Here is an 18,563-nt window from a genome sequence, read left to right as displayed (position 1 = left end):
GTGCTTGCGGTTTTTCCTGGCAGATAGTTTTGGAGTAAGGTGCAGCGGCTGCGTAAAGCCTGATCGAACACGATACGCCAATCGAAGTGAACCTTCAGGAATCACCTGTACTCGAAACATTCATACGCCCACCAAACGGAGAACATCATGGCCCGCCAAACTGCACAGAATGCTCAGGAAATCCTGAGAGCCGACTTCCAGGTACTGGTTGCCGACACTGAGAAATTGCTGGCGCATACCGCCTCTCTCGCTGGTGATCAGGCCGATGAACTGCGCGCCCAGATCCGCGAAAGCCTGCTGCGTGCCAAGGAAACCCTGAAGACCACCGAAGATTCGTTGCGCGAGCGCGGCGAAGCTGCAGTGATCGCCACCGAAGATTACGTTCAGAACAACCCCTGGCAGTCCGTCGGTATCGCCGCAGGTGTCGGCTTTCTGATCGGTCTGCTGGCTACAAGGCGCTAACATCATGACTCTGGGAACGGAATCAGCACCGCCCGAGGGAACTCCGGGCTCTTCACCGCGGCGCCTGGGCGCTGCCTTCCTTGGCCTGTTGCACACTCACGTCGAGCTGTTCGGCATCGAATTGCAGGAACAGAAAGCGCGAACCGTCAGCCTGCTGCTGTTCGCCGGTCTGGCACTGGTTTTCGGCCTGCTGCTGCTCACTGGGCTCTCGGCCTTGCTGCTGATCGTTCTGTGGGACAGCTATCGCCTGGCCGGCATCGTCGGCCTGTGTACGTTTTACCTGCTGGCCGCGATTTTCTGTGGATTGCGCCTCAAGGCAGCGATCTTCGACGAGTCTTCGCCCTTCCATGCGACCCTCGAAGAACTGGCCAATGACCGCGAGCGATTGATGCCATGAGTGAACCCAAGTCGCACCAGAGCAATACCCGTCGAGAACTGCGCAAGGCATTGATTCGCTTGCGCATGGAAATGCACCGCCAGGAAATTCGCCACGAATCTGCGCAACTGATGCAACCGTTGCAACGCTTTCGCGGCATCCGTCACGACTGGAAAAGCGCGCTGGGCTTTCGCCACGCGCCGCTCTGGGGCGTGGGCTCGGTTGCCCTGCTGGGTTTTCTGAGCGGCAAACGCGCCAAGACCGGACGTACCAGCCTGCTGGGTCGCCTGTTGAAGCTGGGCATCACGTTGACGCCAGTGGTCAAGGTCGCCATGCAAACGCGCGCCCTGCAGAATCGCAATCGCAAAGTCTGATTGCGCCATGCGTCCAGCGTGACCCAGGCCTGACTGTATCGGCCTGAACATAAATGCCCGCTCCGGTATTCCGGAGCGGGCATTTGTTTTTCTACGGGCCTGTTTTCATCAATGCAGCCCTTGCGGCAGGCGTGTCGAACCGGGAAGCTACGCCCCTATTACTGACGGAGTGAACGCATTGGATTGGCAAACGCTGCTTAACCGCGAACGACTGGGCAAGACCCTGCACAGCCCCGAGGAACTGGGGCGCAGTCCGTTTCACAAGGACCATGACCGGATCATCTTTTCCGGCGCCTTTCGCCGCCTAGGGCGCAAGACCCAGGTGCATCCGGTGTCCAGCAACGATCATATTCATACGCGCCTGACCCACTCGTTGGAAGTCAGTTGCGTCGGCCGTTCGCTGGGGATGCGCGTCGGCGAAACGCTGCGCTCTGCCCTGCCCGACTGGTGCGATCCGAGCGACCTGGGCATGGTCGTGCAATCGGCCTGCCTGGCGCACGACATCGGCAATCCGCCGTTCGGTCACTCGGGCGAAGATGCGATTCGCAACTGGTTCAATCAGGCGGCCGGGCGCGGCTGGCTTGATGCGATGAGCGACACCGAGCGCAATGATTTTCTCAATTTCGAAGGCAATGCCCAGGGCTTTCGGGTGCTGACGCAGCTGGAATACCACCAGTTCGACGGCGGCACCCGCCTGACCTACGCCACGCTGGGCACTTACCTCAAATACCCGTGGACCGCGCGCCACGCAGATTCGCTGGGCTACAAAAAGCACAAGTTCGGCTGCTATCAGAGCGAATTGCCGATTCTTGAGCAGATTGCCGGCAAGCTGGGTTTGCCGCAGCTCGAAGATCAACGTTGGGCCCGCCATCCGCTGGTGTATCTGATGGAGGCTGCCGACGACATCTGTTACGCCCTGATCGACCTGGAAGACGGTCTGGAGATGGACCTGCTCAACTACGCAGAAGTGGAATCACTTTTGCTCGGGCTGGTCGGTGATGATCTTCCGGAAACCTACCGGCAACTGGGTCCGGGCGACTCACGGCGGCGCAAACTGGCAATCCTGCGCGGCAAGGCCATCGAACACTTGACCAACGCGGCCGCCAGAGCCTTCGTCGAGCAGCAGGATGCCTTGCTGGCCGGCACCCTGCCTGGCGACCTGGTCGAGCACATGCACGGTCCGGCCAAACGCTGTGTGCTGAATGCCAAGGACATGGCGCGCAAGAAAATCTTCCAGGACAAGCGCAAGACCCTGCATGAAATCGGTGCCTACACCACGCTGGAGATCCTCCTCAATGCGTTCTGCGGCGCGGCCGTCGAACAGTTCGGCGGCAGGACGCCATCGTTCAAGCATCGGCGCATCCTCGACTTGCTGGGTAACAGTGCGCCCGATCCCAAGGCACCGTTGCATACCTCGTTCCTGCGCATGATCGACTTCATCGCGGGCATGACCGACAGCTACGCCAGCGAAATGGCCCGGGAAATGACCGGCCGCTCCGGACAGATATAGCCTCCCTCGACCCGCCCGCTGCCTGAACGGATGCAGGCAAAAGGCTGGTCAGACTGATTGCCTCGCAAAACTCAGACAGGCCCTACAAGCATGTCGGACGGGTCCTATCGCAGGTTTTCTTGCATCCCTCAATAATTCCAGCCACTTCAACTGCCATCCGGCACGTCATCCATCCGCCTGCGATACTCACGGGTCCGCACGCCGCCTGCCGATGCCTGAACGCTTCGCCAGGGCCTTTCCGGAACGCTCATGTCCACACATAGCCTGCGCATCCTTCTGGTGGAAGATCACCCGTTTCAACTGATTGCCACCCAAGTGCTGCTCAACAATCATGGCTACTTCCTGCTGACTCCCGTGCTTACGGCTGCCGAGGCGATGGCCGCCATGCAACGCAGTGCCGAACCCTACGGGCTTGTGTTGTGCGATCAGTGCCTGCCGGACATGTCGGGCCTCGACCTGATCGACGAGGCATCCCGACACGGCTGGCTGCGCCAGGCCATTCTGCTCAGCGGCTTGCCGGATACACAGCTTGAAAACCTGCAGCAACTCGCCCTGCAGCGTGATCTACCTCTGCTCGGTTGCCTGAGCAAACCCCTGCACGGACCCGACCTCAGCCGCCTGCTGGGGCACCTCGTTGACTGACATCGGCAACCCGGCTTTATGCGCTTTTGGATATCCCGGGTAAAAACCGGTACATACCTTAAACCGGCAAACCGTACCGATTACATTCGACGTTCAGACGCGTAGGAAATCATCAGTCAACATGAATGATGATTCCAGAAAGTAATAAACATCGGGTGCATCGCTCGCCAAACACACAATGAAATAAGCGTTAACGTTTAAACACACTTGTGTTCTACGTAGGCTTTTACGTACTCCGATACGCTAATTTTTGTAGGACTTTTCCTATATATGCCTGCCGAGCAAGTCTCTTTATGTGCCTGCCCGAACATCTGAGCTAAGGTGCGCGCTTTCTTCACTGCTTGTTATGGAATGGAATATGAACTCAGTTTTTATCATCGACGATCACCCGGTCATCCGGATGGCGGTAAGAATGCTTCTGGAGAACGAAAACTATGAGGTGGTCGGCGAAACCGATAACGGTGTCGACGCCATGCAAATGGTTCGTGAATGCATGCCCGACCTGATCATCCTCGATATCAGCATTCCCAAGCTCGACGGCCTTGAGGTGCTGGCTCGCTTCAATACGATGGGGCTGTCCTCCAAGATTCTGGTGCTGACGTCGCAAACTCCCAACCTGTTTGCCATTCGCTGCATGCAATCGGGTGCCTCGGGTTATGTGTGCAAGCAGGAAGACCTTAGCGAGCTGCTCAGTTCGGTGAGAGCGGTATTATCCGGCTACAATTACTTTCCCAGTCAGGCGTTGACGTGCGCAGTTCGTGAAGATGGACAGACCAACGAGCTGGAGCTGTTCAAGTTGGTCAATGACCGCGAACTGATGGTATTGCAGTTATTTGCCCAGGGCCGTTCCAACAAGGAAATAGCCAAGGGTATGTTTCTCAGTAACAAAACCGTCAGTACTTACAAAACGCGACTGATGCAAAAACTAAAAACAAGAACCTTGGTAGAACTTATCGAGATGGCAAAACTCAACGCGCTAGTGTGAGAAAACGGATGCCCAAGCGCTTCAGACAATTATTAATACTGGCTACAAGCCTGTGCACAGGCTGGGGTGCTGAGGCCGGTCTTCATGCGGCCGATCACTATACCCTGCTCGGTCGTTCGAGCCCGGCGCACATGGATGTGAAGCTGGACAGTCACCAGTGGCAGTGGGTGCGCGGTCAACGCGAACTGATTCTCGGCACCTCGAACCCCGATTACCCGCCCTTTGATATCACGATGTCGGGTAACGATTACGAAGGCATCACTGCCGATTATGCAGGGATCATTTCGGATGCGCTGGACCTGCCCGTCAGGGTTCAGCGTTTCGAAACCCGTGATGCGGCGATCAAGGCCCTTGCCGCAGGCCAGATCGATCTGCTGGGTACCGCAAACGGTTTTGAAGCCATCGATCGAAACATCAGGCTTTCGCAGCCCTACTCGGTGGATCAACCCGTTCTGGTCACCCGGGTCGGAGACACCCGCCCCCTGAACGAGGGCCTGAAAGGCATGCGGCTGAGCATGGTCTATCACTACCTGCCGCCTGCCGAGGTCGAAGCGTCCTATCCAGGCGCAACGCTGAAAACCTATCCCTCTTTTCAGAACGCCATCAACGCAGTCGCTTTCAATCAGGCGGACGTGTTTCTGGGCGATACGATTTCCACCCAATACATCATCAACAAGGGTTATCTGAACAACGTGCAGATGTCGAATTTCGGCCAGCACGAGCCCAACGGTTTCAGCTTCGCGGTCAGCAACGAAAACACGCAACTGCTGGGCATCATCAATCAGACGCTGAAAGCCATCCCCGTCGATGAACGCATCAATATTTCCAGACGCTGGAGCACGGGCAGCGACCTGATGCTCACCGACCAGAAGCTGCAACTGACGCAACGCGAGGAACGCTGGATCGCGCAGCACCCGACCGTACGCGTGGTCGTCAACGAAGCGTATGCGCCGCTGACATTCTTCGATGCCAAGGGTAACTTTCGCGGCATCACCGCAGACTTGCTCGAACTGGTGCGTCTGCGTACCGGGCTTAGGTTCGACGTCAAACGCTCGCCCAGCCTGACCGACATGCTCAATCAGGTCAGCGAAGGCCAGGCCGACATGATCGGCGCGCTGGTGTCCAGTGATGCGCGTGAGGACCGCTTGAGCTTCACCCGCCCCTACATCGACAACTCGTTCGTGCTGGTCACCCACAAGGGCCAGGGTGCCCCCAGCTATCTGGAGCAGATGGACGGCAAGCGTCTGGCGATCACTCAGGGCAGCCCGGTGCTGGACTGGCTAAGCCGCAAATACCCCAGGGTCGTGCCGCTGGAGATCGACAATCCATTCCAGGCGCTGGACATGTTGTCGCTGGGCAGAGCGGAAGGTGCGGTCATCTCGCTGCTCAGCGCGGACTATTTCCTGTCTTCCGGCATCTTCGAGGAGCGTTTGCAGATGACCGCCACCGTCGGCGAGGATCCGGCGCTGATTTCGATGGCGACCTCACGCAATGCCATCGAGCTGAGTTCGATTCTCGACAAGGCGCTGGCGAGTATCGCGCCGCAGGATCTGGCAGCGATCAACAACCGATGGCGCGTCTACACCCCCTCACGCGCCAACTGGCATGACTATGAGCGGCTGATCTATCAGATTGTGGTGGGTGCAGGCCTGTTGCTGCTGGGCCTGCTGGCCTGGAATGCCTGGATGCGCCGGCAGATACGTCAGCGCGAGGCTGCGGAACGAGCGCTGGGCGATCAGTTCGAATTCATGCGCGCGCTGGTCGAGGGTACACCGCATCCAATCTACGTACGGGATCGCGAAGGTATGCTGCGCATGTGCAATGACAGCTACCTCAGGGTTTTCTCCGCGCAACGGGAGGACATCATCGGCAAGAGCGCCACCGAAGGGGTGCTGGGCAATGCCTTCGAAGCCCGGGAGTATGCTGCCGACTATCAGCGGGTCATGGCCAGCAATACCGCGCTGATCCTCGACCGCCCTCTGCGCATTGGCGATCGACAGTTGACCATCTACCACTGGATCCTGCCGTTTCGTGACTCTCTGGGCGAAGTGCAGGGCATCATCGGTGGCTGGATCGACATCAGCGAGCGTCGCCAGCTCATCGAGGACTTGCAGGCTGCCAAGGAGCAGGCCGACGCCGCCAGCCGGGCCAAGAGCACCTTCCTTGCCACCATGAGCCATGAAATCCGCACGCCCATGAATGCAGTGATCGGCATGCTGGAACTGGCGCTCAAACGTGCCGATCACGGCGAACTGGATCGCTCCGCCATCGAAGTCGCCTACAGTTCGGCCAACGACCTGCTCGACCTGATCGGCGATATCCTTGACATCGCCCGCATCGAATCCGGGCGGCTGTCACTCAACCCCGAGCGGGCGAATCTGCGTCGTCTGGTGGAATCGGTGCTCAGGGTATTCGACGGTCTGGCGCGGCAGAAGGACCTCGAGCTGGTACTGGAACTGGACAGCAGGATCAATGCCGACGTATTGATCGACCCGCTGCGCTTCAAACAGATACTGTCCAACCTGGTCAGCAATGCCATCAAGTTCACCCCGATGGGGCGGATCAAGGTCGTACTGCAGGCAGCCGAAAGTCCGGACCCGCAACTGCTGCATCTGCACATCACCGTTCAGGACAGCGGCATCGGCATCAGTGTCGAAGACCAGCAACGCCTGTTTGAACCGTTCGCTCAGGCCGATAACACCGGACAAATGGCGCGTACCGGCGCCGGGCTCGGGCTGGTGATCTGCCGCAGCCTGTGCATGATGATGGGCGGCAATCTCTCGCTCGACAGCACACCGGGGCACGGTACCCGGATCAGCATGAACCTGGTGCTGACCACACTTGAAGCGCTGACCGGGCAGCCCGTCGTTGCGCAACCGGCAGCCGTCGTTCATCAGGCACTCAGAATCCTGATCGTCGACGATCATCCGGCCAATCGACTGCTGCTTTGCCAGCAGCTCGGCTTTCTAGGCCATCACTGCGAAATGGCCGAAAACGGCGCACAAGGGCTTGAGCGCTGGAAGACCGATACCTTCGATCTGGTCGTCGCCGACTGCAACATGCCGATCATGAACGGCTACGACATGACCGCGGCTATCCGCGAACAGGAGCGCGCCTGCGAACGCCAACGCTGCCCGGTCTGGGGCTTCACGGCCAACGCGCAGCCCGACGAGATAGAACGCTGCCGGGCGGCAGGCATGGACGATTGCCTGTTCAAACCCATCAGCCTCTCGATGCTCAGCGAGCGGCTGGCAGCCATTGCCCCGCTGGCGCCCCCACGGGCCCTGCCCTTCAGCCTCGACAGCGTCAGCAACCTGACCGGTGACCGTCCTGAAATGGTTGAGCGTCTGCTCGCGCAACTGCTGCACAGTAACCACGAAGACCGGCTGTTGCTCGCCAGACTAATGCCGGAAAACAATCGTCAGAAAACCCGTGACCTGGCGCACAGGATCAAAGGCGCGGCACGGATCATCCAGGCTTCAAGGGTGGTCGACGCCTGTGATGCGCTCGAACTGGCCTGCGAACCGGACACGCCGGATGAACAGTTCCGCACCTGCCAGCAGGCGGTCGAACTGGCCATGATCGAGCTTGAGGACGCACTGATGCTGCAACAGGCAAAGCCTGACTGAGCGAGCGCTGAAGACGGTATGGCGAGGGTATGTACGAAAGGGTACGCGGGAACAGGCAAGGGAAGCAGGCGCTGGCCTGCTTCCCGCTACATCAGGCGGCCGGATTGATTTCTTTTTCCGGGTACCAGACGTCGATCAGCGGGCTGACAGTGACTTCTGTCAGTTCGCTGCGGCCCTTGAGCCAGGCTTCGACAGCAGCACGCTGCTCTTCGCTGACCGAGCCACGCTTGCTCAGGCAAACCAGACCGAAGTCGTCGCCGCCCACATAGCCAAGACCGTTGGCTTCCATTGCTTCTTTCAGGAAAGCGTCAAGGAAAGCATCGATTGCCTTGTCGTCCAGCTCTTGCTTGAAGTCCAGGTTCAGTTCGAAACCCAATTCCTGGAACTCGTCCACACACAGTTTCTTGCGCAGACGGCGGGAGCGGTTAGTGGCCATGGGACAATCCTCATCAATAAATATCGGGCGGCACTTTACCAGCTTGGCAATTTAAAAGCCCGACAATTACAGCGGGTGATGGATATCCGGCCTTGCAGCAGCCGGCGATGCCGAATCAATAAAAAATAGCATTTACCGGCTTACCCCCCGGTCACAAGCCTGCCCCGCTTGGGGCATAATGCGACTCGTTTCATGCGTGGCATTGCGTGTTACAAAAAAAGCCCGCCGCGCATTCACTACTATAGTTATCGAAATCGAATCGCCATTTGCAATAGTTACCGAGGGAATTCATCCATGCCCTCTTTTTCGTTTCCCTCTTTGCAGTAGGGTTTTAGTCAATGATCAAGTCGCTACGTCCATTGTTGCTCGCGTCACTTTTTTTGCCCCTGGCTCTGCCCTCCTACGCCGCCGTCATCAACACCACGCTGCCCCCCAAGGTTCAACAGGCTATGAAAGCCAGCAAACTCAGCGATGACGCACTGTCGCTGGTGATGTTGCCGCTTAACGGCCCGGGCACGCCGACCGTGTTCAACGCCGACGTATCGGTCAATCCGGCTTCTACCATGAAGCTGATCACCACTTATGCGGCCCTGGAAATGCTCGGCCCGACCCATCAGTGGAAAACCGAATTCTTCACCGACGGCACTCTGAGCAATGGCGTGCTTCGCGGTAACCTGTATCTCAAGGGCGGTGGCGATCCCAAGCTGAATATGGAAAAGCTCTGGCTGCTGATGCGTGACCTGCGCGCCAACGGTGTACAGCAGGTGACCGGCGACCTGGTACTGGACCGCAGTCATTTTGTGCAACCGCAATTGCCGGTGTTCAACGATGACGGCAATGACGACAACAAGCCGTTTCTGGTCAAACCCGACGCGCTTATGGTCAACCTCAAGGCGCTGCGATTCGTGACCCGTAATGACGATGGCAGGATTCTGGTCTCGGTCGAGCCGCCGATTGCCAGCATCCGCATTGATAATCAGGTCAAGGCAAGCGCCTCGAAGCAATGCACCGGGGATGTGCGCTACAACCCGGTCACCCAGGCCGATGGCAGCGTCAACGTGACGGTCACAGGCCAGCTGGGCAATGGCTGCAACTCACAGACCTACCTGTCACTGCTGGACCATCCGACCTACGCGGCCGGCGCAGTGCGAGCCATCTGGCAGGAACTGGGCGGCACCATTCAGGGCAAGGACCGCGTTGGCGTGCTGCCCGGCAATGCCAAGTTGCTGGCCAAGGCCTTTTCACCGGACCTGGTGGAAGTCATTCGTGACATCAACAAATTCAGCAACAACACCATGGCCCAGCAACTGTTCCTGAGCCTGGGCGAAGAGTTCCGCAACGAAGCGGACGGTGACGACGGCAAGGCCGCGCAACGTGTCATCCGTCAGTGGCTGGCGAAGAAAGGCATCACTGCGCCGCATCTGGTCATGGAGAACGGCTCCGGGCTTTCGCGGGCCGAGCGTGTCAGCGCGCGTGAAATGGCGGTGATCCTGCAAGCGGCCTGGCGCAGCCCCTATGCCGCCGAATTCATGAGCTCGATGCCGCTGGCCGGCCTCGACGGCACCATGCGCAAGCGACTCAAGCGCACCCCGCTGCTGGGCGAGGCGCACATCAAGACCGGCACCCTGAATACCGTACGCGCGATTGCCGGCTTCAGCCGCGACAGTAACGGCAACACCTGGGCAGTCGTGGCGATCCTCAACGACCCGCGTCCGTTCGGCGCATCCTCGATACTCGACGAGGTACTGATCGATCTGTATCGACAGCCCAAGCTGACCAACACCACGGTCTCGATCCAGCAATAACCAACCGATACTGGCCATCAACAACAGACCCGCTGTCGCAGCGGGTCTGTCTTCATCAGCGTTGCTCGGGCTCGACCCGATCGCGACCGGCCTGTTTCGCCGCATAGACACCCGAGTCGGCGCGCAGCAACATCGCGTCGACACCCTCACCCTCGCGCCAGCTGGCGATCCCGAAGCTGCCGGTGACCACCTGATCGACGCCTTCTATAACCTGCTTGCGCAGTTCATCGCGCAGGCTCAGTGCCAGTTGATAGGCCTGGGCACCGCGCGTTCCCGGGCAGATCACCATGAACTCTTCGCCACCCAGGCGGCAGAACACATCATCGCTGCGCAGCCGCTGGCTGATCTTTTCCGAAATGGCCTTGAGCACCTGATCGCCTGCGGCATGCCCGAAGCGGTCATTGATCCGTTTGAAGTGATCGATATCGAGCATGATGACCGACAGGTTACCGCCGTGCCGGTCGATTCTTTTCAGCTCGGACTGCATCCGGTCCTGAAAGTAGCGCCGATTATAGGCACCGGTCAGCACGTCAGTGACCGACAGCGCACGCAACTCCTGCTCGACGCGCTTGAGGTCGGTGATATCGGACACAAAGCCATGCCACAGCACGCTGCCATCGGCCAGGCGCTCAGGCGTCGACGCCGAGCGTAGCCAGCGCAAACCCTTGCGTGGCAGATCGACGCGGTACTCCTGCCCCCACGGTGTCAGGTGTTTGGCGCTGATCAGAATGGAGCTTTTGACCCGTGTCAGATCCACCGGCTGTATGCGTTGCAGGATAGTTTCAGAGTCGCCCAGCAACTGCTCTTCATCCACTTCGAACAGCTCGCACATGCCGGCGCTGGCGTACCTGAAACGCGCGCTGCCATCAACGGCCAAGTGGTACTGGTAAATACCGCCAGGGACTTGCGAGCCGAGCTTTTTCAGCAACTGCCCCTGCTCGGCAAGGGCCTGATTGACACGCTTGTGCTCGGTAACGTCGATGCACACGGCCAGATACCCGGTCCAGAGCCCCTGATCGTCACGCACCGCGGTGACCAGCATATTCACCACCAGCGTGCTGCCATCGCTGCGCTGCAGGGTCCACTCCTGCGAAGGATGGTTACCATCCTGCACGGCGTCGAGAAACATCAGTTGCGAGGCGCTGATCGGTTGCCCGCGGCTTTTGCTCAAGCGGCTCGCTCGGGCCTCCAGATCAGCAGACTGATAAAAGTCCATGAGGCGAAACCTGCCCAGCACATCCTCCTGTGCATAGCCGAGCATTTTCTGTGCCCCGACATTGAACGTCTTGATCAGCCCGTCCAGATCGGTCGCGATGATTGCCACTTCTGTCGCCGCATCCAGCACACTGCGCAGTTGACCGTGCGCAGCCCTCAATTGTTGCTCGCGCTGGCGCAGCTCGCGGGTACGCTGCGCCACACGTTGCAAGGCGCGCTGACGCTGGCTGATCAGGCTGTAGAGCAAGGCACTGAGCATCAGGCTCAAAAGTCCTCCAAGCCACAGCACCCGACCGGGCATCATGATCTGGTTATTCAGACTGAAAATCTGCGTAGGGCGAACCTCGACCAGATAATCCCTGTCGCCCAGGCTCAGCAGGCTGCTGGCGTACAGCTGATTGCGTATTGCGGGGAGCGGAGACTGGTAGACCTGCTCGGGCGTTTCCGGCGAACTGAGGTCGAGCATGGTCACGGCAAGGTTGTCCTGCTCCGCCGTTCCAACGTTCATCAATTGCGTCAGGCTGATCACTGCGGTGACGTAGCCCCTCAATTGCGGAACCGGCTGGCCAATCGAGAACACCGGTGCGACCAGCAAAATGCCGTAGGTATCGGACGGCTCCAGGGACAGCAGGCGAATACGAGGCGTTGCGACCGTTCGTTTCAGCAAGCGCGCACGCTCCAGAGCGGCACGCCGCACCGGCTCGGAAGCAATATCAAACCCCGCTGGCGTTGGAATGTTGCTGAGGGTCTGGATGAATCGAACCGGGAAGTATTCATTTCGCACGGCGGCGATTTTCAAGGCGCCGTTTTCATCCATCTCGCGTATGGCATACCCGGGCGATCCTTCCTCACGCGACTGTCGTTCAAAGGCTGCACGCTCGGCCTGCAGCACCCTCGGGTTCCAGGCATACGCCTGGGTACCAATCAGCAACGGCGCGACAAACCCGTCGAATTCGGACAGTTCAACCTGATGGGAGTAGATAAAGAAGCGAGCCAAAGTGTCGAGCCGGGTGACCTGCCGGTCCAGACGCTCCTGCAGGCGACTGAAGCGCTCCGCGGCAACCATGTCGAAACGCTGACGCAACTGGCGCTGATACAACTCGTTATCGGCCAGCGCCAGCATGATCGTAAGTGCCGTACCGATCAGCAATACCAGCACTGCGATAAGCCACGCTGATCGCTGACCATTGATGAAACTCAGAATTCTCAGCTTGAACCGTTTCACTGTCATACACACAAACTCATGACGCCAACATACGGAAGCGTCAGGCTGGCTATGACTTCTGTTATAGCTATTCGCCAGTAATTTTCATAGGCTTATGGCGGTTTCAGGACGATTCGTTGGTCTGTCTGCACGGGCATGCAAGCGAGTGCAGGAGGTATCGCGAGGCGCGATGAACGGACCATTACCGATCAGTTCATCGCGCACCGGATCAGCTACGCGCCATGATTTTCCAGGCGCGGTGGATCTTGCCGTTACGGGCGAAGTCCTGATCGATGGTTTGCGCGGTAATGTCCTCGACCGCGTAACGCTGACTCAGGTTTTCATCAAGCACAAACTTGCGGAAGTTGTTGGAGAAGTACAACACGCCTCCCGGTGCGAGACGCGCCATGGCCAGATCGATCAGCTCGACCTGATCACGCTGGACATCAAAAATGCCTTCCATGCGCTTGGAATTGGAGAACGTCGGCGGGTCGATGAAGATCAGGTCGTACTCGTCGCGATTGGCCTGCAGCCAGGCCATCACGTCGCCCTGCTCGAGACGATTCTTGTCGGAGAAACCGTTCAACGACAGGTTACGACGCGCCCAGTCCAGATAGGTCCGCGACAGGTCGACGCTGGTGGTGCTGCGCGCACCGCCCTTGGCAGCATGCACACTGGCCGTCGCCGTGTAGGCAAACAGGTTCAGGAAGCGCTTGCCGGCCGCCTCGCGCTGAATACGCATGCGCATCGGCCGGTGATCGAGAAACAGCCCGGTGTCCAGGTAGTCGGTCAGATTGACCAGCAGCTTGACGCCTCCTTCGCTGACTTCCAGAAACTGGCCCTGGGCGCTCTGGCGCTCGTACTGCTTGGTGCCGCTCTGACGCTCGCGACGCTTGATCACTACGCGGTTCTTGTCGATGTTCAGGGCTTGCGGAATGGCCGCCAGCGCATCGAACAGCCGGGCTGACGCCTTTTCCGGATCGATGGACTTGGGTGCAGCGTATTCCTGAACATGCACCCAGTCGTGATACAGATCGATCGCCAGCGAGTATTCAGGCATGTCGGCGTCATACACGCGGTAGCAATCGATCCCCTCGCGACGTACCCACTTGCCCATCAGCTTGAGGTTCTTTTGCAGGCGATTGGCAAACATCTGCCCGCCTTCACTCAGGCGCGCCTGTTCGACCACCACCGGTTCCGGCTTGATCGGGTTGCCGTTCTTGTTGAGTTTGCGCTCAACGACTTCAACCTCGACCGGGTTTTCGCGTTCGATCTGACGCTGCTCGGGGGTGCGTCGCTCGCCGGTCACGAACTGGTCAGGCGTGACCTTGATCAGCAGCAGCTTGCACGGCAAGGCGCCGTTCCAGAACGAATACTGTTTGTGGCTGCGAATGCCCATGCGCTTGCCGAGGTCCGGCGCGCCGGTGAACACCGCAGCTTCCCAGTTAAGGCAGGCCTGACGCAGGCGCTCGCCGAGGTTCTGGTAGAGATACAGCAGGCTGGCTTCGTCACCCAGGCGCTCGCCGTACGGAGGGTTGCAGATCACCAGACCTTTCTGGTTCTGGTCGGGACGCGGCTCGAAGGTCGCGACTTCGCCCTGATAGACCTTGATCCAGTCACTCAGACCAGCACGTTCGATGTTGTTGCGTCCCGGCTGGATCAGTCGCGGATCAGCCTCGTAACCCCGAATCCACGAAGGTGTTTTGGCCAACCCGGCTTCTGCGCGGGCCAGCGCTTCGTCGTGCAGCTTGCGCCACAGCGCCGGGACGTGGCCCAGCCAGGCCGAGAAGCCCCAGCGTTCACGCTTGATGTTCGGGGCGATGTCGGCGGCGATCATCCCGGCCTCGACCAGAAACGTACCGACACCGCACATCGGGTCAGCCAGCGCGCCGCCCTCGGCAGCGATGCGCGGCCAGCCAGCACGAATCAGGATAGCGGCGGCGAGGTTTTCCTTCAGCGGTGCAGCGCCCTGCTGCAGACGGTAACCGCGCTGGTGCAGGCTATGCCCGGACAGGTCGAGGGACAGAATGGCTTCGCCGCGATCCAGGCGCAGGTGCACGCGCAGATCGGGGTTGATCTTGTCGACCGAAGGACGCTCGCCATCCGGAGTACGCAGCTTGTCGACGATCGCATCCTTGACCTTCAATGCACCGAAATGGGTGTTATCGATGCCCGAACCATGACCACTGAATTCCACCGCAATGGTGCCGTCGGATTCAAGATGATCCTGCCACTCGACATCCAGTACGCCGTGGTAGAGGTCTTCGGCATCCTTCATCGGGAAGCGCTTGAGCACCAGTAACACGCGGTTGGCCAGTCGCGACCAGAGACACAGCCGGTAAGCGGTCTCCATGTCGGCCGAGCCGCGAATGGCTGAAGTGTGCTCGCGGGTCTCTTGCAGGCCCAGCGCAGTAGCTTCCTCGGCAAGCAGGCCTTCGAGGCCCTTGGGGCAAGTGAGGAAAAGTTCGTAGCGATCCGACATGTGTATTCCAGGGCCTGAGCCGTCTGCGGCGGGCAACGCATTGCCCTGCCAGATTTGAACAGGCGTCTTTCATGGAGAACGCCTGCGTGGCACGTGATGTGTGCCGGTCCACCGCATGATCCTGTCATGTCATTGCGGCAGTTCTGGCGCGTATTAGAACAGATATCAGGCAAGTCGATGTCGGCAATAAGGCACGCAATCAAAAGTGGTGTTTTGAAAAGTCACATTTTTGCAGCGCCGATCATGACCCTTCGTCGCTTAAGCAACCAAGGCATTGAGCCAGTATATGAGCCTGATAAGCGATTTCAATTAGCCTGCAAACGCCCATGTTCAAGGGGCTGCAGAAAAAATCATGCTTGAAACAGATCATCGCTTATTGCTCGACAGACCTGAATGTGACGTGCTTATGACAAAACGATCATTCACACCGCCCTGCGCTTTGGTTAGAAATCGTCTCAGGTCATCGCCGCAATGGTGGTGGCATCAAGGCCCGCGACGCCGGCAGCGGGCCCCAACGGCAGAAGATTCTGCCCGACCTCATCACGGGGTCTCAGGGATATTACAGTCAACAGACGAGGGCATTACCCTATGAGAAGACTTAAGCGTGATCCGTTGGAAAGAGCATTTTTACGCGGATATCAATACGGCGTTCATGGTAAATCCCGTGAGCTTTGCCCTTTTACTCTACCGTCAGTACGCCAGGCATGGATCAATGGCTGGCGCGAAGGACGCGGCGACAACTGGGACGGTATGACCGGCACTGCGGGCATCCACAGACTCAACGAACTTCACGCGGTCGGATGAGGCGATTCACATCAAAGACTTTCGGCCTCTGTCGGGCCACACACATGATTGACTGATTCACACCTGCACCATGCACGCCCGACCCGGGCGGCGGGCCAACGCCCAGGGGCTCTCTTGCAGAGCCCCTTTTTTTACCCCGGGTTCAGCGTGCGGCGCGAGGCATCGCCGCAATGGCATCCACCGACTCGCGAATCAGCGCAGGGCCCTTGTAGATGAACCCCGAATAGATCTGCACCAGACTGGCCCCCGCAGCGATCTTCTCGGCGGCGTGTCGGCCTTCGGTGATCCCGCCTGCGGCGATGATCGGCAGACGCCCCGCGAGCTCACCGGCCAGGACCTTGACGATGTGCGTGCTTTTTTCCCGAACCGGCGCGCCCGACAAGCCGCCTGCCTGATCAGCATGCGGAAGGCCTTCGACGCCTTGGCGGCTAAGCGTGGTGTTGGTGGCGATGACTGCGTCCATACCGGACTCGATCAGGGCTGCGGCCACCAGCACGGTCTCTTCGTCGGTCATGTCCGGGGCAATCTTGATCGCCAGCGGCACACGCCTGCCATGCCGTTGCGTCAGCTCCTGCTGGCGCAGGCTCAGGGCCTGGAGCAGTTGCTTGAGCGAGTCGCCGAACTGCAGGCTGCGCAGCCCCGGCGTATTGGGCGAACTGACGTTGACCGTAACGTAGCTGGCATGGGCATAGACCTTGTCCAGACAGATCAAGTAATCGTCGACCGCACGCTCGACCGGCGTGTCGAAGTTCTTGCCGATATTGATGCCCAGAACGCCGCGATATTTTGCCGCTTCGACACGGGACACCAGGTTGTCGACACCCAGATTGTTGAAGCCCATGCGATTGATGATCGCCTCGGCGTTGGGCAGGCGGAAAATACGCGGTTTGGGATTGCCCGGCTGCGGACGTGGCGTCACTGTGCCGATCTCGACGAACCCGAAGCCCAGTTGCGCGAAGCCATCGATGGCTGCACCATTCTTGTCCAGGCCGGCTGCCAGCCCCACAGGGTTGGGAAATTCAAGGCCCATCACACTGACCGGCAACTTCGCCGGGGACTTGCTCAGCAGGCCATTGAGGCCCAGCCGTCCGCCTGCACCGATCAGGTCCAGCGACAGGTCATGAGAGGTTTCCGGGGAAAGTTTGAACAGTAACTGGCGGGCCAGGTTATACATGGCGGGATGGGCTCGTGAGCAGCTGAATTCAGGGTGGCGATTATAGACGTGTGCGGGCCTGTCAGGCGAGGCGCGCGACAAACTTGTTGCTCGCCCCTCCCCGGCGATGGCATATGCCTTGCTTGAAACCGCTATCGGCACTCACTCCAACGGCGGAGCGGTGCATGGACAACGGCGTCGCTTCGACACTTGCATTGCAATGGGTCGGACGACGCCTTTTTTCTGGACGGACCTTTGATGAAGCACGCGCGATGAACGAACGAACCGGTAATGCGCTGGACTGGGTGGCCGGTAGCGACGCCCCGGAAATGAACAGCCTGGACGTGGGCTTCATGGCATTGACCGACTGCGCCCCGCTGGTGGTCGCGGCCACTCAGGGTTTCGCCCAGCCTTACGGTCTGAGCCTGAACCTCGAGCGTCAGACCTCCTGGGCCGGGCTGCGCGACAGGCTGGTCAGCGGGCAGTTGCAGGCGGCACACAGCCTGTACGGTCTGATCTATGCGGTGGAACTGGGCATCAGCGGTGGCCCGGCGGCCGACATGGCCATCCTCATGGGGCTCAACCAGAACGGCCAGTGCATCAACCTGTCCCGCGAGTTGCAGCAGGCGGGCGTGATCACTCCTGAAGCACTGGACAAACGCGCGCACCAAAGCGGATCAAGGCTGACCTTCGCGCAGACCTTCCCCACCGGCAACCACGCCATGTGGCTCTACTACTGGCTGGCCAGTCAGGGCATTCATCCGCTCGATGATGTGACCAGTGTCGTGGTGCCGCCCACGCAAATGGCGCAACACCTGCAGGCTGGGCGCATCGACGGTTTCTGCGTCGGCGAACCCTGGGCCGCTAGCGCCGTTCAGCAGCAACTGGGCTTCACCATGGCGACCAGCCAGTCGATCTGGCCGGATCACCCGGGCAAGGTGCTGGGCTGTACCCGTGAATTCGTCGAGCAGAACCCCAACACCGCCAGAGCGCTGATCATGGCCGTACTGGAAGCGAGCCGCTTCATCGAGGAAAACGATCATAACCGGCGCAGCACCGCACAACTTCTCAGCGGTGCCGATTACCTGGACACCTCAGTGGACTGCATCGAGCCGCGCCTGCTCGGTCAGTACAGCGACGGTCTCGGCAATCGCTGGCAAGACCCTCACGCGGTCAGCTTCCATGCCCAAGGACAGGTCAACTACCCCTGGCTGTCCGACGGCATGTGGTTCATGACCCAGTTCCGACGCTGGGGCCTGTTGCGCGAAGACCCGGATTACCTGGCGGTCGCCAGTCGCGTCCAGCGACTCGACCTGTACCGTCAGGCGGCCAGCGCGCTGGGCATCGACGTACCCGCCGCAACCATGCGCAGCAGTCAGCTGATCGATGGCAGGATCTGGGACGGCAGCGATCCGGCGGGCTACGCGCGTAGCTTCAAGCTCCATTCGCTGGCCGACGACGCGCCCGCTGTGGCCAGTCGTTGACG

Annotated in this window: 14 protein-coding genes; 10 read left to right on the top strand and 4 right to left on the bottom strand. The window is 59.5% G+C overall.

All coding sequences use genetic code 11. The features are described from left to right. The first annotated feature begins 147 nt into the window (after positions 1 to 147). The 7 genes from PI739_RS05660 to PI739_RS05630 all read left to right on the top strand — a co-directional run bounded on the left by PI739_RS05660 (position 148) and on the right by PI739_RS05630 (position 7,978). On the top strand, positions 148 to 462 hold the full coding sequence (locus PI739_RS05660; protein ID WP_002553118.1) for an ElaB/YgaM/YqjD family protein: 315 nt from the start codon (positions 148 to 150) through the stop codon (positions 460 to 462). Positions 463 to 466: 4 nt separating this feature from the next. Further along, positions 467 to 859 (top strand): phage holin family protein, encoded by a 393-nt coding sequence (locus PI739_RS05655; RefSeq protein ID WP_002553117.1) that lies wholly within the window; start codon positions 467 to 469, stop codon positions 857 to 859. Next, positions 856 to 1,212: a hypothetical protein gene (locus PI739_RS05650; protein WP_003366928.1), complete on the top strand. Its 357-nt coding sequence runs from the start codon at positions 856 to 858 to the stop codon at positions 1,210 to 1,212. The genes PI739_RS05655 and PI739_RS05650 overlap by 4 nt, the downstream gene beginning before the upstream one ends. A gap of 178 nt (positions 1,213 to 1,390) precedes the next feature. Further along, positions 1,391 to 2,722 (top strand): deoxyguanosinetriphosphate triphosphohydrolase, encoded by a 1,332-nt coding sequence (locus tag PI739_RS05645; RefSeq protein WP_003433027.1) that lies wholly within the window; start codon positions 1,391 to 1,393, stop codon positions 2,720 to 2,722. Positions 2,723 to 2,971: 249 nt separating this feature from the next. Continuing rightward, positions 2,972 to 3,364 carry a response regulator gene (locus PI739_RS05640; protein ID WP_003366924.1) on the top strand — a complete coding sequence of 131 codons (393 nt, stop codon included), beginning with the start codon at positions 2,972 to 2,974 and terminating at the stop codon, positions 3,362 to 3,364. Between the two features lie 358 nt (positions 3,365 to 3,722). Then, positions 3,723 to 4,349, top strand: a complete 627-nt coding sequence (locus tag PI739_RS05635) for a response regulator transcription factor (RefSeq protein WP_271351549.1) — start codon at positions 3,723 to 3,725, stop codon at positions 4,347 to 4,349. Between the two features lie 8 nt (positions 4,350 to 4,357). Then, complete coding sequence (locus PI739_RS05630; RefSeq protein WP_271351548.1) at positions 4,358 to 7,978, top strand: transporter substrate-binding domain-containing protein; 3,621 nt, start codon at positions 4,358 to 4,360, stop codon at positions 7,976 to 7,978. Between the two features lie 91 nt (positions 7,979 to 8,069). Here PI739_RS05630 and PI739_RS05625 read toward each other — a convergent pair whose 3' ends face one another. Then, entirely contained in the window at positions 8,070 to 8,414 is a 345-nt protein-coding gene (locus tag PI739_RS05625) for a YggL family protein (protein ID WP_003346101.1), read from the bottom strand. A 338-nt stretch (positions 8,415 to 8,752) separates the two neighbouring features. Between PI739_RS05625 and dacB the strand changes: the two genes are divergently transcribed. Then, positions 8,753 to 10,219 carry a D-alanyl-D-alanine carboxypeptidase/D-alanyl-D-alanine endopeptidase gene (gene dacB / locus PI739_RS05620; RefSeq protein ID WP_003366890.1) on the top strand — a complete coding sequence of 489 codons (1,467 nt, stop codon included), beginning with the start codon at positions 8,753 to 8,755 and terminating at the stop codon, positions 10,217 to 10,219. Positions 10,220 to 10,274: 55 nt separating this feature from the next. Here dacB and PI739_RS05615 read toward each other — a convergent pair whose 3' ends face one another. Next, on the bottom strand, positions 10,275 to 12,665 hold the full coding sequence (locus PI739_RS05615; RefSeq protein ID WP_122240855.1) for a sensor domain-containing diguanylate cyclase: 2,391 nt from the start codon (positions 12,663 to 12,665) through the stop codon (positions 10,275 to 10,277). A 202-nt stretch (positions 12,666 to 12,867) separates the two neighbouring features. Continuing rightward, positions 12,868 to 15,120, bottom strand: a complete 2,253-nt coding sequence (rlmKL, locus tag PI739_RS05610) for a bifunctional 23S rRNA (guanine(2069)-N(7))-methyltransferase RlmK/23S rRNA (guanine(2445)-N(2))-methyltransferase RlmL (RefSeq protein ID WP_004410502.1) — start codon at positions 15,118 to 15,120, stop codon at positions 12,868 to 12,870. Positions 15,121 to 15,708: 588 nt separating this feature from the next. Here rlmKL and rmf point away from each other — a divergent pair. Then, a complete protein-coding gene (gene rmf / locus PI739_RS05605; RefSeq protein WP_002553055.1) occupies positions 15,709 to 15,924 on the top strand; it encodes a ribosome modulation factor in 216 nt (71 codons plus the stop codon). A 142-nt stretch (positions 15,925 to 16,066) separates the two neighbouring features. Here rmf and PI739_RS05600 read toward each other — a convergent pair whose 3' ends face one another. Continuing rightward, a complete protein-coding gene (locus tag PI739_RS05600; RefSeq protein ID WP_003346110.1) occupies positions 16,067 to 17,098 on the bottom strand; it encodes a quinone-dependent dihydroorotate dehydrogenase in 1,032 nt (343 codons plus the stop codon). A 251-nt stretch (positions 17,099 to 17,349) separates the two neighbouring features. Here PI739_RS05600 and PI739_RS05595 point away from each other — a divergent pair, with 251 nt between their 5' ends. Then, positions 17,350 to 18,561, top strand: coding sequence for a CmpA/NrtA family ABC transporter substrate-binding protein (locus PI739_RS05595; RefSeq protein WP_046719642.1), 1,212 nt, complete (start codon positions 17,350 to 17,352; stop codon positions 18,559 to 18,561). Positions 18,562 to 18,563 lie beyond the last annotated feature (2 nt).

The sequence above is a fragment of the Pseudomonas cerasi genome, assembly GCF_027983475.1.
In the GTDB taxonomy this organism is placed as follows: Bacteria; Pseudomonadota; Gammaproteobacteria; order Pseudomonadales; family Pseudomonadaceae; genus Aquipseudomonas; species Aquipseudomonas cerasi.
The sequence above is the reverse complement of the archived record's forward strand: the minus strand, read 5'-3'. Positions and strand labels throughout refer to the sequence as shown.

Coding starts and splice junctions, on each gene's coding strand:
- PI739_RS05595 (WP_046719642.1), top strand. CDS start 17,350: ATGAACGAACGAACCGGTAATGCGCTGGACTGGGTGGCCGGTAGCGAC.
- rmf (WP_002553055.1), top strand. CDS start 15,709: ATGAGAAGACTTAAGCGTGATCCGTTGGAAAGAGCATTTTTACGCGGA.
- PI739_RS05615 (WP_122240855.1), bottom strand. CDS start 12,665: ATGACAGTGAAACGGTTCAAGCTGAGAATTCTGAGTTTCATCAATGGT.
- rlmKL (WP_004410502.1), bottom strand. CDS start 15,120: ATGTCGGATCGCTACGAACTTTTCCTCACTTGCCCCAAGGGCCTCGAA.
- PI739_RS05625 (WP_003346101.1), bottom strand. CDS start 8,414: ATGGCCACTAACCGCTCCCGCCGTCTGCGCAAGAAACTGTGTGTGGAC.
- PI739_RS05635 (WP_271351549.1), top strand. CDS start 3,723: ATGAACTCAGTTTTTATCATCGACGATCACCCGGTCATCCGGATGGCG.
- PI739_RS05650 (WP_003366928.1), top strand. CDS start 856: ATGAGTGAACCCAAGTCGCACCAGAGCAATACCCGTCGAGAACTGCGC.
- dacB (WP_003366890.1), top strand. CDS start 8,753: ATGATCAAGTCGCTACGTCCATTGTTGCTCGCGTCACTTTTTTTGCCC.
- PI739_RS05655 (WP_002553117.1), top strand. CDS start 467: ATGACTCTGGGAACGGAATCAGCACCGCCCGAGGGAACTCCGGGCTCT.
- PI739_RS05630 (WP_271351548.1), top strand. CDS start 4,358: ATGCCCAAGCGCTTCAGACAATTATTAATACTGGCTACAAGCCTGTGC.
- PI739_RS05660 (WP_002553118.1), top strand. CDS start 148: ATGGCCCGCCAAACTGCACAGAATGCTCAGGAAATCCTGAGAGCCGAC.
- PI739_RS05600 (WP_003346110.1), bottom strand. CDS start 17,098: ATGTATAACCTGGCCCGCCAGTTACTGTTCAAACTTTCCCCGGAAACC.
- PI739_RS05640 (WP_003366924.1), top strand. CDS start 2,972: ATGTCCACACATAGCCTGCGCATCCTTCTGGTGGAAGATCACCCGTTT.